The sequence below is a fragment of the Spiroplasma chinense genome (assembly GCF_008086545.1).
Classification (GTDB): domain Bacteria; phylum Bacillota_I; class Bacilli_A; order Mycoplasmatales; family Mycoplasmataceae; genus Spiroplasma_A; species Spiroplasma_A chinense.
Map to the genome: position 1 here is coordinate 1,328,857 of NZ_CP043026.1, position 15,074 is coordinate 1,343,930.

Below are 15,074 nucleotides of genomic sequence, written 5' to 3' on the forward strand. Positions count from 1 at the left end.
TTATTCCCTGCTCTCCTTGATGTTTTCATTCATTAGAGAATCAATATCCACTTTTTTTCTTTTAGTTGTTTTTAGTGATGAATAGATTTCTAAAATATTTTCTTTTTCTTTATCAATTTTCTTGTTGTAAATTACTTTACCTTGCTCTAATAAAATTAGTTTATTTGCAACTTTTTGAAGTTCATCAATATTATGACTTGTTATAAGTATTCCTACTCCATTTTTGTTAATATCTGAAATTATTTCTAAAAACTCTATTTTTGATTCTACGTCCATGTTTGCAGTAGGTTCATCAAAGAATATATATTCAGGAGATTGCATAAGAACTCCTGCAAGAATAACTCTTTTCTTTTGTCCACCAGATAACTCTTTAATTCTTTTTGTTTTTAATTCAGAGATATCTAAGAGTTCTAAATTCTTATCAATTCTTTCATTTATATCTTTTAATTTTTGATTTTTAATTAAACCAAAATGTTGTAAATATTTATCCACTCTAATATTTAAATTTGTATTTTCAATATCTGAGAAGAATGCAATTCTACTTAGATTATTGTTTGAAAAAATATTTTCTCCATCAATTAAAATACTTCCGTTATTCAAATTTAATTCATTAAAAATAGCCTTTATTGTTGTGGTTTTACCTGCACCATTATCACCAACAAAAGCTATAATATCTTCCTTTTTAAAATCAAAACTTACATTATTCAAAGCTTCGTATTTTCTTTTATAAGTCTTTGATATATCTAATATTTCTATCATTTCATTCTCCCTAATCTGAAAAATTAAATCACACATTGTTATATGTCAATAAATTTATATTTTTCCTTATGTTACTCTTTTCATTTCTAACTATTTTAATTTTAACATTTAAAAGAGCAATAAAAAAAGTAAACTACATCAGTTTACTTTTCATATTTTGTTTTTAGGGCATCCTTACCGCCCTTCTCGTACTTTTTAATTCAATTTCTTAGCGAAACAACACTAACATTTCTTGTTGGAGCAAAGTTGGTTACCGAAGCACCTGACTTTTTATACTCCTCAATTATTTTTATCTTTTCTTCTGCAGTTAAATGCATTTTAATCCGTTCGAATTACTTAGCTTTACCGTAGCATCCAAACATTTGTGTTAATTCAACAAATGTGTTTTTTAGTGCTTTAAATCCTGGTGCTAATAATTTACGTGGATCAAAACCTTTTGCTTCGTCGTCTAAATCTTTTTTAGCTTCAACATAAGTTCTTGTAGCATCTCTAAATGCTAATTGTAACTCAGTATTAACATTGATTTTTGAAATTCCTAGTTCAATTGCTTTTTTCACTTGGTCTTGAGGAATTCCTGATCCACCATGTAATACCATAGGCATGTTACATGCTGCTTGTAAGTCTTGTAGAGTTTCAAAAGAAAGTGTTTTTCATCATTCAGGGTATTTACCGTGAATGTTTCCGATTCCTGCTGCTAACATTGAAATTCCAGTAGTTGACATTTCAGCTGCTTGGTTAGGGTCTCCTAATTCACCTTCTCCAACAACTCCATCTTCTTCCCCACCGATTGAACCAATTTCAGCTTCAACAGAAACTTCGTGTTCATTTGCAAAGTCCATTAATTCTTTAACTTTTGCGATATTTTCTTCGTATGGTAAGTGTGATCCATCAAACATAACTGATGAATAACCAGCTTCTATACATTTTTTAGCCATTTCTAATGATTGACCGTGGTCTAAGTGTAATGCTACAGGAACTGTAATGTTTAGATCATCTAAAAGACCATTAACCATTCCTACGATTGTTTTTAAACCTCCCATGTATTTTATTGCTCCTTCTGATGTTGCAATAATAGTTGGTGTGTTTGATTCTTGAGCAGCTTCTAAAATTGCTTTTGCTCACTCAAGATTATTAATGTTAAAGTGCCCGATTGCATATTTTCCTTCATGTGCAGCTTTAACCATTTCTCTAGCGTTAACTAGTTTGTTATGATATATTTTTGACATAAAATAATCCTCCTAGAAATAATTATACAACTTTATTGTGAATATTTCTTTTAAAACCAAAAAAATGAACCAGTACATCGGTTCATTTTTCTTGCATTAACTCTCTAATTTAAATTCCAATTAGAGGATAGATTTTTTTTTAGTTTATCTGGGTTTATGCAACCTAGACACTTATATAATAGCATATTTTGTTGTATATTTCAGAAAAATTAAGTTAAATTTAATGAAACCAAATCAACTTACACTAAATTTGGGTCTAAAACTTTAATACCTTTAAGTTTGGTAGAACTGTTTTCTGAATATATAGTAATTTTTTCACCTTCCTGTAGATGATTTCCTGTATGCTCAAATTCAATTCCATAATCCTTACCATATTTAAAGTCTCCATTCAAAAGTTTAATTCTTCCTATAAGAATTTCTTTAATTTTTTCTTTTTCTAAACCTACCCTAAACATTCCAAGTTCAAAATCATTTAGATCATATTTTATTGTTTTCAAAGATATTGAACCGGTTATGAAATTTCTAGAATTATCAACACTTCTGATAATTATTGTTTTTTCTCCAACCAATCTTTCAGGTGCATTATCAAATTCTTGCACAAGTGTTCCTGGCTCTAAAATAAATTTATAATTATTTTCTAATATAAGTTCTCTTCTTATTTGTCTATTTAAAAAGCTAATAATACTTTCTTTAAAAAAGGTCCAGGGCACATTCGCATGTAATGAGTAATTATCAAAATAATTCATATCTATTTTTGAAATATCAAATTTAGAAACTATAAGACTCGCTTCTCCTTTAACATGCTTTGAACTATTTGTTGAATTAATTTTTATAATATCACCAGAATTTAAATAATCATTTTGACCAACATAATTTATAAAAAAGACTTCGAATGAATTTTCTATTTCTTCTGAAGTAAGACCAAAAGTTCCATCTCATATTCTGGAAGTAACTTTTTCTTCCACAACTCTTGCTTCTTCGTTTGCAAATAATTCTAGATCTGATAAGTTTGAAAGATCGTAAACATTTGAATTTAGGCTACTTTGGCAAGCTTCAACCAGATTTGTTGAAACACCCAAAATTAAGGAAAGTCCAGATATTTTTAAAAATTTCTTCATGATTTATCCTTTCATTACCCAATATTCTAACCAAGTCCATATTCTGGCTTTAAGGTAAATGTTGTCATATGCATACTTGCAGAAGTTCTTGCTCATTGAGCATTTCAAGCAGTTGCATAAGCACTAATATCTATTTCATAACCTACTCTAAATCTGTAATTATTTATTCACACTAAAACAGCACGTCCATAAACTTTTGTTCAATTTGTTCCTGTATAAACCCTGTCCATTATACTAACCTTAGTAGTGGTTGACTTTAAGTCTAATGTTATTCTTGTGTAAAGAGCCTCATCCTTTTTCCCTGATGGGTGTTCCTGATTGTGTCATCTATTTCCATTTGCATTATTTCAAGTAAAACCTTTTCATCACAAAGACACTTCATTATACGATTTCAAAAGCGCCTCTTTTCCTAAATGTACATCATAAGTCACAAATTGAGAAACACTTTTTTTCTGTGTTGAATTATAAGCTTCCACCAAAATTTCTTTGTTAGTAATTGTAGTTTTTTCATGCATTTTTTCAATTCCATTATAATAGTAAACCGTAACAACTCCACTATATTTTAAAGAATGTACTTTTGCATTTCTATACCCTAAATCCTCTAAATAAAAATCTCCTTTTTTTATCTCTGAGTTTTTTTCTAAAATCGCTGCTTCTATTTGTTCTTCTGTTGGATTTCTAAAACTTCCCAAATGCCTATTAATAATTAATTCCGATAGAGGCTCGAAATTGAAATCATTAAAAATCCTTACTTTAAATGTTAAAATTCCGCTATATTCAGTTAACGAAAAAGGTGGTATCATTTTTATATTTGCTTCTATAAAGCTATGATCTTTGTCAGGCATATAAGATGGAAGCCCTCTAATAATCCAATCAGCCCCTCTTATATAACTCATATAAATTTTTTTGATAATTTCATTATCTTTATTATTTTCAAATAAACCATCTATAATTTTTTCTTCAAAATCTTTTACACCAAACCCATACATGTTAACATCAAAACTTTCTATTTCTAATTTTGATAGGTCTTGTGCACTGTTTTGAACAGTTATTTTATTCGTATTTATATTTGTAAAAACTGTTGTTGCTGGGCTCACAACTAAACTTAGCGATCCCAAAATAGGTAATATTATCACATTTTCATTCCTTTCTTTATATTTATTAATAGACTTTTATACTTTTAGTTTTTTTATTATTGTTATCAATATCTTTTATATATCAAATGACCTAAGGTTACATTTTTAATATGTACTGATTTACTAAGTAATATTTATTTTGAAATTACTACGTGAATCGAAAAAACGAGAGTTCTCTGTAGGGCGTACAATAAAAAGGCTTCCTTTCATAAAGTGATCACCCTGCATGTCAGCACTTCAAACATCGATATAAAAATCAATATCTATTTCTGCAATTTCTACAATTTTATGAACTCATTCAATAACTTTCTTTTCAATTTCTTCATAAGTAAGTTTTTCTGGTAAATATCTTTGACTATCATTTGCATGAATGAATGACAAGTCAGAACTAAACGTTTTTTGACCGTACATAAATTTTGAACCCTTTATAGCATATATCTCTACTCGCTTGCCCAAGTAGTCATCTCCATAAATAGAATCATTATGACTTATTACAAAATCTATGTTTTCTATAGCATTTGGCTCACTTTCTTTTAAAAGTTCTACTAAGTATTTTCTAGCTTCATCCATTTTTTGACCTCTATAAATATATTCATGTCTAAGAAAAGGAAATAAAATCCAAGATAAATCAAATGCATATGAATCATAAGGTAGTTTTTCTCATTCAATTTCAATTATTTGCAGGCCTCTAAGTTTATAACTTTCATTTGTGGTTACAATAGTAATTTGTTCTCTTGGGGCTAAGTATTTTCCAGATCATCCAAATTTAATTGAATAATCAACATTGTACTCAACTCCCCAATCTAAAAGTTCAATTTTCTTGATAATCTCCTTTTCTGCAACTTCTTTTTTTAAACCTGCTTTAATTTCACCAAAATCAATATCTGCTAAATTATATTTTTGTGTTTTGACTGCAAACATTCCAGTAAAAAAATTGTGATCGTTTTCAATACTATTAATTGTTATTGTTTTATCACCAGTTATTATTAATTCTCCCGTTTCTGATTCAATTAAAGTTCCTTCTTCTTTAACTATTTCGTAGTTTACACCTAATTCAACCTCTCTTTGAAACCCTAAAGTTAGTTTATTTTTTATAGCTTTTTTTACTGATTTTCAAGTTTTTCCTGCAAAAAAATCTGGGTCATCTTGAGAAAACCCTTCTAAATCTCTCATCTGAAACTTTGATACTTTTATCTCGCCTTTACCTTTAATATTTTTTGTTTTTTTTGTAGATTGGATTTTAATAATTTCTTCTGCTTTTAAATAATCTTGGGCATTTCCTGTATCTTCATATGTAATTTCAAACGCTTCTTGAACTAACTCTAAAGATAACCCTGTTAGGGCGACCAAGTTTTTATGTAAAGTAGTTTCAAGGTCGACTCTTTTTTGATTTGCAAAAAACTTAAACTTTGACACATTTGATAAATTGTAAGATGTTTGTGAACTTTCTTTGCAAGCCACTACAAAATTAGTTGTTGTACTTACAGATAAGGTCAAACCCATTATTGTTAGGATTTTTTTCATGATTTCCCCCCACCTTTAAAATCGTTATTTTAAACTGCATTAGACAGTTTTAAGATTTCTAAATAATATTTATACAAAAGTAAAAAATATTAGATTGGACTAATTTATTAATATATTTATAGTTTTATTTACAAAAAAATGATTTTATTATTATAGTTAATAAAGTTATTTGTAGTGTTTTTAATTATATTTATTAATACAATATAAATATTTCTTGCTCTACAAATCCTTTCTGTTCTTATACTTTAATTATATCTTGTCAAAAAAAAGTATTACTTTTTTTTGAAATTAACAACTTATGATATAAAAAACAAAAATAAAAACGTCTCTTTGAGACGTTTTTATTTATTATCGTTAACCGCTTGAACAAATCCCATAAATAATGGATTGGGTTTATTTGGTCTTGATGTAAATTCTGGGTGATATTGAGATGCTATAAAGAATTTATGACTTGGTATTTCAATTATTTCCACCAAATCTTCTTTATCATACATTCCTGAAAATACCATACCAGCTTTTTCAAATTGATCTTTAAATTCATTATTGAATTCATATCTATGTCTATGTCTTTCAATAGCTGTTGAAGAATTGTATAGTTTTGAAGCTAAAGTGTTTTCAACTAAACTTGTTTCATATCTTCCAAGTCTTAAAGTTCCACCAATTTTTTCTCTATCTTTTCCTTCAATAATATCAATTATTGGGTAGTTTGTTTTTGGATTTAACTCTGTTGTATGAGCATTTTCTAAACCTAAAACATTTCTTGCAAATTCAATACATGCAATTTGCATTCCTAAACAAATTCCAAGATATGGAACATTATTAATTCTTGCATAATTTGCAGCAAGAATTTTTCCTTCAATTCCAGATTCTCCAAAACCACCAGGAACTAAAATTCCTTTAGTACCTTCTAACTCTTTTTCTAAATTATCTTTTGTTAATGTTCTTGCATTAACTCATACAATTTTTACTTTCTTTTTGATTTCATAACCTGCTATTTTTAATGATTCCATAACAGATAAATATGCATCACTTAATTCTACATATTTTCCAACCAAGTGAATTTTTATTTCTTCTTTTGATTCATCAATGTTTGATACAAATTTTTCTCATCCAGAAAGATCTAATTCTTTTAGATTTAAGTTTAAGTGATTTGCAACAATTTTGTGTAAATTAGTTTCTTTAATTATTAAAGGAACTTTGTAGATTGAATCTGAATCAGGACAAACTATTACATTTTCTTTTGCTATATTACAAAATAGTGAAATTTTTCCTTTTAGTCTATCTTCAATTTCTCCTTCAGTACGTGCAACAATAACATCTGGTTGAATACCTAAACTCAACATTTCTTTAACAGAGTGTTGAATTGGTTTTGTTTTATATTCAGCAGAAACTCTTAAATAAGGTAATAATGCAACATGAATAAACATAACATTATCATAACCTTTTTCCATTCTTACCTGTCTAATTGCTTCTACAAATGGTTGTGATTCAATATCACCAACAGTTCCACCAATTTCTGAAATAATTACATCAGCTCCACTAACTTCTTCTGCTTTATATATTTTTTCTTTAATTAAATTTGTAATATGAGGAATAACTTGAACAGTTTTTCCTTGGTATTGCCCCATTCTTTCTTTATCTAAAGCTTCAGAATAGATTTTACCAGCACTTGTTGATGAGTTTCTAAGTAATTTTTCATCAATAAATCTTTCATAGTGTCCTAAATCTAAATCTGTTTCACCACCATCATCAGTTACAAACACTTCACCGTGTTCTATTGGGTTCATAGTTCCAGGATCAATATTTAGGTATGGGTCAAATTTTTGCATGAAAACTTTAACTCCAGATTGTTTTAAAAGTACTCCTAGAGAACTCCCTGTGATTCCTTTACCTAAACCAGAAACGACTCCCCCTGTAATAAAAATAAATTTTGCCATTATTGTAATTTCCCTTCTTTATTAAAAAAATAAAAAGTAGTCGTTAAAAACTACTTGATTATAAGTTATTAGTCGTCAAAACTGTCATCAAGATCTAATGAAATTTCATCTGAATCTAGATCATCATCTTCGTCTTCGTCATCGTCATCCAAGTCATCTGCGTCAAGAATGTCTTTAACTTTTCCTATTTTGCTAGTAGTGTCTGAATCTCCATAAAGATCTGCACTCACATAATCTATATCTTCAAACTCTTCTGTTGTTTCAAATTTGTCAACATAGTCATATTGTTTCTTTACATCGTCAAATTTTAGATAGTCTCTTAATCCTCATTTACCATCAGCTGTTAGCGCAAATCTATTATCCAATACTAAGTCACTATACAATTCTGCTATTATGAAGTTTTTGTCTTCATTTGAACCTGCGATTTCTTTAGAAATTGCGTTTCAAATATCTTCGAAACTAGCATCGCCTTTGCTATTATGTAAAAAGTCAAAAGCCATTTCTATTGTAGGTTTATTTTCCATGATAGTTCCTCCATAAATACTATTTTACATTATTGTTTATAAAAACATACAAGTTTTTTTCATTATTTTCGGGTGAAATTCTGATTATTTCAGAGATTTCAGTTATTTCCCTTAATTTATCACCTTGTTGTAATAGTATTTTTTCATCCTTTCCACCGTTATTCTTTTTGTAAATTTTAAATCTTTCATCATTTATAGTACTAAAGAAATATTTGTGAGTTTCTTTAGCATAATTTTTTTTAAGATCTTCAAATTCTTGTTCAGAATTTAAGTGTTTTACTTTTAAAAATTTTCTATTTATTATCATTTCTGATAATGTTTTTAATATTTCATCATCTTCATACATACAAGTTTTTATGAATTCGATCATTGTGTAATCATCAAGCTTATTGTAGTTTTCTAAACTGCAAACTTTTTCTTCAAAGATTTCCTTTAAAGTTTCTGCCATAAAAATATTTTTAAAGACATAACCTTCATTGTATAGGTCTTTAGCCCTTCTAAATCAACTTGTAAATGTTCTGTCAAAACCAACAGATACCTTATGATTATATATTTGTTTAAACATATAATATCGTCCTAATAAATAATGTTCTAAAGCGTTTAAGGTTTTTGCTTTAAAAACCATTTTATCATCAACACTATCTGCATTTCTAATTATTCAATCTATATCTAAGTTTGAATAATTAACTCCTGTATTTAGTGAATCTCTCACTAAATAATCAAGTCTATCTGCATCTAGTTGAGATGAAACCAATTGGTTAACAAGTTTATTAGGGTGTTTTGACTCAATGATTGATGCCACTTCTTGTGGATCAATTGAGTGTTTTTTTAATACTTGATTAATCTCTGTATTTCCAACAATTATATCAACAGTATATTTTTCATGTGCTTGGCTTGATACTGACTCAAAAGTGTGAGAAAAAGGTCCATGTCCTACATCGTGAAGTAGACCTGCAATTCTTACAAGTAATTGGTCTTTTTCAGATATATTTTTTGAAATTTTTTCATTTGCTAAGAATTTTGAAACAACATGATACACACCAACACAATGCGAAAACCTTGTGTGGTTAGCTCCAGGAAACACAAATTGTCCTCCCCCAAGTTGAATTATTCTTCTTAATCTTTGAAATTCTTTTGTATCAATTAGTTCTATAGCCACTTTATCTTTTAGATGAATGTCTCCGTGTACATTATCTCTTATATATTTATCCATAGAAGTCTCCTTAGATTAAAGAGTTGATATTTCTAAGCACTTTTTCTTTACCAATAAGAGCTATAGTTTTTGCAAGCTCTGGTCCATGTTCTGAAAATGTTGAAAAAATTCTTATAGGCATAAATAAGTCTTTTCCTTTTTTAGAAAACTCTACACCTAATTCTTTGATTACATCTTTTATAGGTTGTTCTTCAAAATTTGAAAGACTTTCAAATTTTGATTTTAATCCACCAATTAATTCTTGGTAATCGTTTAATTCTGATAAAACTTTTTTTGTAGCTTCACTTATTTCTATTTCATTAAAGAAAATATCTAAGTGATCATTAATTTGTTGAGCAAATTCAAGTTCTTTTTTAAATAATAAAAGTACTTGGTCTAATCACTCTTGGTCTTTGTTGTCAATTGAAAATCTTTCTTTATCAATAAATGGTTTAACAAATTCAAGATATTGTTCTTCAGTTAATTTTTTCATATATTGACTGTTTATTCACTTCATTTTAACCATATCAAAAGTACTTGGTGATTTTGAAAATCTTGTTTCATCAAAGATTTTTACAAATTCTTCTTTTGTAAAGATCTCTTTTTCTTCTTTTGGACTTCAACCCAATAAGGCAATGTAGTTAAAAATAGCTTCTGGTAAATAACCTTGTTCTCTATATTGAGAAATAAAGAATACAGCATTTCCACTTCTTTTTGAAAGTTTCTTTTTAGTTTCATCAACAATTAATGTCATGTGACCAAATGTCGGTTCTTCTCAACCAAACGCTTCAAAAATCATACATTGTCTAGGAGTGTTTGAAATATGTTCTTCACCTCTAACAACATGAGTAATTTTCATATCATAATCGTCAATAACAACAGCAAAATTGTAAGTTGCAATTCCATTAGATTTAAGAATTACAAAATCTCCAATTTCTTTTGAGTTGAAAGTAACTTCACCTCTAACAATGTCATTAACTGTGTAATCTTTATTATCTGGTACTTTGAATCTAATATTGAAAGGTTTTCCTTCCATTTCTGCAATGTCAGTCCTATTTAAACATTTTCTTGAATATTGAGTTGCAACAATACCTCTTGCAATTTGTGCTTCTCTATCTTTTTCAAGTTCTTCTGGTGTACAAAAACATTTGTAAGCCAATCCTCTTTCAAGTAAGTCGTTTGCAAATTCTTTATATCTATCAAATTTCTTTGATTGCATATATTCACCATAACCATCTTTTGGTTTTAAAAAAGATTCATCAGGAATAATTCCTAATCATTCCATATTACTGAATTGAGATTCAATTGCACCTTCAACGTTTCTTTCAATATCTGTGTCTTCTATTCTTACAATAAAATCACCATCATAATGTTTTGCAAATAGATAGTTCATTAATGCAGTTCTTGTATTTCCTATATGCAAGTAACCAGTTGGTGAAGGTGCATATCTTAATCTAATATTTTTCATAATTATTCTCCTTTTGAAATTAATACATTACTAAAAACATCTAAAATATTTTCATTAGTATATTCTGATGTTGTAGCTTTGATTGAAACTTGTTCAAGTTTTAGGTTAAATAAGTTACAAACACTTTCTTTTATAGTTGATTTATACTCTTTTAGATTTGGTTTATCCAAAACTATTAGGGTATCAATATTTTCTATTTTGTACTCTTTTTCTTTTAGATTTTTCAAAACGTCTTCTACAATTTCTGTTGAACTAAAGCCTTTAGGTTTTGTATTTTTATTAAAATACGTCCCTAAATCATCCATACCCATAGCTCCATATAAAGATTCACAAATAGCGTGCAACAATACATCACCATCACTATAAGCTTTTGCTTTAAAAACACTAGGAACATTAACAGCCCCTAATGTTAAACCTTTACCCAGAGTCAAAATGTGTCTGTCTTTTGAAAAACCTATCCTAAACATGATTCACCTCTAACAAAAAGATTATAACCCATTTAAATAGATAAAAGAAAAATTATTGACCAACACAGGTGTGTTAATCAATAATTTATTAGTTATTAAATTTGAAGAAGCAAACGTCACCATCTTGAACAATGTATGCTTTTCCTTCTAATCTCATTTTTCCAGATGCTTTAAGTGCTTGTTCTGATCCTGCTTCAAAGATATCTTCACATTTGTAAACATCAGCTTTGATGAAACCTTTTTCAAAATCAGTATGAATTATTCCAGCACATTGAGGAGCTGTAAATCCTTCTTTAAATTGTCAACCTCTAGCTTCTTGTGGTCCTGCTGTGAAATAAGTTTTTAATCCTAAAGTTTTGTATGCTGCTCTAATTAAGACTTCAAGTCCTGGTTCTTCAATACCAGCATCACTTAAAAATACTTCTTTTTCTTCAGCATCAAGTTCACTTAATTCTTCTTCAATACGTGCACAAATTTTTACAACTTCACATCCGTTTTCTGCAGCGTGATTTTTTAATTTAGTTACATATTCATTGTCTGATGCTATTTCACTTTCAGACACGTTTGCTACATAAATAAATTTTTTAGTTGTAAGTAATTGGAAAGACTTAATTAATAATTTTTCATCTTCATCAAACTCAAGTTTGTTTAAAAGTTTTCCATCACTTAATTGTTCTTGACATTTTTTAAGTAGATTATATTCTGCAATAATTGTTTTATCTTTTGATGATTTAAACTTAGGTTCAACTTTTTGAAGTCTTTTTAAAATTGAAGCTTCGTCTGCCAAAATTAATTCTAATTCAATTGTTTCAACATCTCGAATTGGATCTACACTTCCATCAACGTGTGTGATGTCTTTATCATCAAAACAACGAACTACTTCACAAATTGCATCAGTCTCTCTGATGTTTGCAAGGAAAGCGTTTCCTAATCCTTCACCTTTACTTGCTCCAGCAATTAAACCTGCAATATCAACAAATTCTATTGTTGTATAAATTGTTTTTTTACTTCCAAAAATTTGTGCAAGTTTATCTAATCTTTTGTCAGGTACTTCAACAACTCCAACGTTTGGTTCTATTGTTGCAAATGGGTAATTTGCAGCTTCAACTTTTGAATTTGTTATTGCATTAAACAATGTTGATTTACCAACGTTTGGTAAACCAACTATTCCAACTTGTAATCCCATATTATTTTTCACTCTCTATAGCTTTGATAGCTTTGATTAAATTTTCTTTTTTAAATTCCAAAATAGTTTTTGAATCTATTGTTGATTGCAATTTATAAATTACCCCAACCCTTATTACTTTTCATTTTTCGGTTTTACTTGGATGAGGTTTTTTTAAAATGACTATATCATTTAAATTAATCTTCATCAGTCAATCCTAAGATTTCTAAAATTCTATTTAAGTCAGAATCATCAGCATATCTAATTGTAAGTTTACCGTTATCTATAGAAACTTTAGTTCCTAACACTCTCATGATTTTGTTTTCTACATAAATTGTGTTTGGTCTTTTGTTTGGTTTAGATGGTTTTTCATTTAAAGCATCTTTATTTTTTATTAATGCTTCAACTTCTCTCGCTGTTAAATCTTCACTTAATATTCTTTCAAAAATTTGATTCAATAGAATCGGATTATTTAAAATTGTTAGTAAAGGTTTTGTTTGACCCATAGTAACTTTTTTTTCTAACATTGCTTGTTGAATATTTTCTGGTAAATTTAAAAGTCTCATTATATTTGCAACATGAGATCTTGATTTACCAACTCTAGAAGCAATTTCTTCTTGTTTCAGTTTTAAACTTGAAGCTAATTGTTTATAGGCAACAGCTTCTTCAATATCTGATAAGTCAACACGTTGGATGTTTTCAATGATTGCAAACTCTTCCATTTGCTGTTTAGATAAATTTAAAACAATAACTGGAACTTCTTTAAGTCCTGCAATTTTAGAAGCTCGTGTTCTTCTTTCACCTGCTACTATTTCGTTTTTCTCATTTATAATGATTGGTTGAATTAGTCCGTGAATTTTAATTGATTCTGCAAGTTCTTGTAATTCTTCTTGTTCAAATATTTTTCTTGGTTGATAAGGATTTGGTTTTAATAGATTTACATCTATTGTCTTAGATAATTCAGTTGCGACTTTTTTGTCGTTTTCAATAATTCCAACAACGTCACTTACTGATTCTCCAAAGATGTCATCTAGTCCTTTAAAATTATATTTCTTTTTAGCTGCGGCCATTTTCTTTCAACACCTCTTTTACAAATTCAACGTATGCAATTGAACCGGGTCCATTTCTGTCATATTCAAAAATTGATTTACCCTCAATTGATGATTCAGAAACTTTAATGTTTCTAGGAATAACAGATTTGTAAACTTTTGGTCCAAAAGTTTTCATAATTTCTTCTAACACATCATGTGCAAGTCTGGTTCTTGAGTCAAACATTGTTACAAGAACACCCTCGATAGTTAAATTGCTGTTTAAAGTTTCTTTTACTTTTTTTATTGTTCTAAGAAGTTGTGCAACCCCGTGCATTGCATAGTGCTCTGCTTGAATTGGAATTAAAACAGTGTCAGATATCGCTAAACCATTTCTGTTTATTAATCCTAAACTTGGTGGACAATCAATAACTACAAAGTCATAGCTATCTTTTATTTTGTCAATTTGTTCTTTAAGAACGTTTTGATTATTATTTTTTTGTTCTAATAAAATTAAGTCTACCGCTGCCACATCAATAGAACTTGGTGCAAGATCTACATTTGGTTTAATATCTTTTACTATTACTTCAGATAATTCTTTTTCTCCAACAAAAACATGATACATACTTAGAGTTGAATTATCTATTTCGTAACCCACTCCTGTTGTTGCATTAAATTGTGGGTCCATATCTATTAATAAAACTTTTTGATTTGCCATTGCAAGCCCACATGCTAGATTGATTGAAGTTGTTGTCTTACCAACTCCCCCTTTTTGGTTTGATACTGAAATTACTTTTGCCATATACTTTTCTCCGTCCTATTTTCCCAGTGGTTTCTTTTTGATTTGTGAATACATTCTTGGATAAGAATTTGGTGTATTTTTTTCTTTTAAATAAAATAAATTTATTCTTTCGCCTATATTGTCAATTGATATTTTTTGTTCTTTTAATAATTTTAATCCAATTACTGATTCTTTATTATTTAAATCTAAAATTTCATTTGTTACATTCTTTGATTTTAAGCAAATAAATTGCCCACCAACCTTAAGTCCTTGAACTCCCACTTCAAGTAATATATTTAATGGTGCCATTGCCCTAGAAATGATGATGTCAAACTTTTCTTTCATTTCTAAACTAAAATCTTCTGCTCTCTCATTTTTTGTGAATACATTTTTTAAATTTAACTTATTTATAACAAGATTTAAAAAACTAATTTTTTTATTATTAGATTCTACAAGATAAACTTTAGTTTCTGGAAACAAAATTTTAATGACCAAACCTGGAAATCCAGCTCCAGTTCCTATGTCCATAATACTTTGGTTTTCAATTTCTATACTCTCACTAAAGATAACTGAGTCGTAGAAATGTTTATCTATAATTTCTTGTGATTCAACGATTGCTGTTAAGTTATATTTTTTGTTCTCTTGTTGAAGTAACTCCATATAGGTTTCAAGATTCTGTCTTTTTTCTTGGTTAAAATCCTTAATTAAACTCTCTAAATTACTTCAATTTAACATAGTATCCTCCAAAC

Annotated in this window: 16 protein-coding genes; all 16 read right to left on the reverse strand. The window is 28.5% G+C overall.

Annotation, left to right across the window (positions count from 1 at the left end):
* Window positions 1-759, reverse strand: a complete 759-nt coding sequence (locus tag SCHIN_RS06095) for an ABC transporter ATP-binding protein (RefSeq protein ID WP_166508737.1) — start codon at window positions 757-759, stop codon at window positions 1-3.
* Window positions 760-902: 143 nt separating this feature from the next.
* Window positions 903-1,076 (reverse strand): transposase, encoded by a 174-nt coding sequence (locus SCHIN_RS06100; RefSeq protein WP_166508738.1) that lies wholly within the window; start codon window positions 1,074-1,076, stop codon window positions 903-905.
* A 15-nt stretch (window positions 1,077-1,091) separates the two neighbouring features.
* Complete coding sequence (fba, locus tag SCHIN_RS06105) at window positions 1,092-1,985, reverse strand: class II fructose-1,6-bisphosphate aldolase (protein ID WP_166508739.1); 894 nt, start codon at window positions 1,983-1,985, stop codon at window positions 1,092-1,094.
* Between the two features lie 239 nt (window positions 1,986-2,224).
* Window positions 2,225-3,103, reverse strand: a complete 879-nt coding sequence (locus SCHIN_RS06110) for a hypothetical protein (RefSeq protein WP_166508740.1) — start codon at window positions 3,101-3,103, stop codon at window positions 2,225-2,227.
* Between the two features lie 26 nt (window positions 3,104-3,129).
* Window positions 3,130-4,200 (reverse strand): hypothetical protein, encoded by a 1,071-nt coding sequence (locus SCHIN_RS06115; RefSeq protein ID WP_208057185.1) that lies wholly within the window; start codon window positions 4,198-4,200, stop codon window positions 3,130-3,132.
* A 162-nt stretch (window positions 4,201-4,362) separates the two neighbouring features.
* Window positions 4,363-5,763 (reverse strand): hypothetical protein, encoded by a 1,401-nt coding sequence (locus tag SCHIN_RS06120; RefSeq protein ID WP_166508742.1) that lies wholly within the window; start codon window positions 5,761-5,763, stop codon window positions 4,363-4,365.
* Between the two features lie 341 nt (window positions 5,764-6,104).
* Window positions 6,105-7,700 (reverse strand): CTP synthase, encoded by a 1,596-nt coding sequence (locus SCHIN_RS06125; protein WP_166508743.1) that lies wholly within the window; start codon window positions 7,698-7,700, stop codon window positions 6,105-6,107.
* Between the two features lie 68 nt (window positions 7,701-7,768).
* On the reverse strand, window positions 7,769-8,224 hold the full coding sequence (gene rpoE / locus SCHIN_RS06130) for a DNA-directed RNA polymerase subunit delta (RefSeq protein ID WP_166508744.1): 456 nt from the start codon (window positions 8,222-8,224) through the stop codon (window positions 7,769-7,771).
* Window positions 8,225-8,243: 19 nt separating this feature from the next.
* Window positions 8,244-9,437 (reverse strand): HD domain-containing protein, encoded by a 1,194-nt coding sequence (locus tag SCHIN_RS06135; RefSeq protein ID WP_166508745.1) that lies wholly within the window; start codon window positions 9,435-9,437, stop codon window positions 8,244-8,246.
* 10 nt (window positions 9,438-9,447) lie between these two features.
* Window positions 9,448-10,884 (reverse strand): glutamate--tRNA ligase, encoded by a 1,437-nt coding sequence (gene gltX / locus SCHIN_RS06140; protein WP_166508746.1) that lies wholly within the window; start codon window positions 10,882-10,884, stop codon window positions 9,448-9,450.
* Window positions 10,885-10,886: 2 nt separating this feature from the next.
* The gene (ispF, locus tag SCHIN_RS06145; RefSeq protein ID WP_166508747.1) at window positions 10,887-11,351 is read right to left on the reverse strand and encodes a 2-C-methyl-D-erythritol 2,4-cyclodiphosphate synthase; all 465 of its coding nucleotides are present in this window, start codon (window positions 11,349-11,351) and stop codon (window positions 10,887-10,889) included.
* Between the two features lie 88 nt (window positions 11,352-11,439).
* Complete coding sequence (gene ychF, locus SCHIN_RS06150; RefSeq protein ID WP_166508748.1) at window positions 11,440-12,537, reverse strand: redox-regulated ATPase YchF; 1,098 nt, start codon at window positions 12,535-12,537, stop codon at window positions 11,440-11,442.
* 1 nt (window position 12,538) lies between these two features.
* The gene (locus tag SCHIN_RS06155) at window positions 12,539-12,724 is read right to left on the reverse strand and encodes a DUF951 domain-containing protein (protein ID WP_166508749.1); all 186 of its coding nucleotides are present in this window, start codon (window positions 12,722-12,724) and stop codon (window positions 12,539-12,541) included.
* Complete coding sequence (locus SCHIN_RS06160) at window positions 12,714-13,586, reverse strand: ParB/RepB/Spo0J family partition protein (protein ID WP_166508750.1); 873 nt, start codon at window positions 13,584-13,586, stop codon at window positions 12,714-12,716. Before SCHIN_RS06160 ends, SCHIN_RS06155 begins: the two co-directional genes overlap by 11 nt.
* A complete protein-coding gene (locus tag SCHIN_RS06165) occupies window positions 13,573-14,346 on the reverse strand; it encodes a ParA family protein (protein ID WP_166508751.1) in 774 nt (257 codons plus the stop codon). The genes SCHIN_RS06160 and SCHIN_RS06165 overlap by 14 nt, the downstream gene beginning before the upstream one ends.
* A gap of 15 nt (window positions 14,347-14,361) precedes the next feature.
* Window positions 14,362-15,060 (reverse strand): 16S rRNA (guanine(527)-N(7))-methyltransferase RsmG, encoded by a 699-nt coding sequence (gene rsmG / locus SCHIN_RS06170; RefSeq protein ID WP_166508752.1) that lies wholly within the window; start codon window positions 15,058-15,060, stop codon window positions 14,362-14,364.
* Window positions 15,061-15,074: the final 14 nt, after the last annotated feature.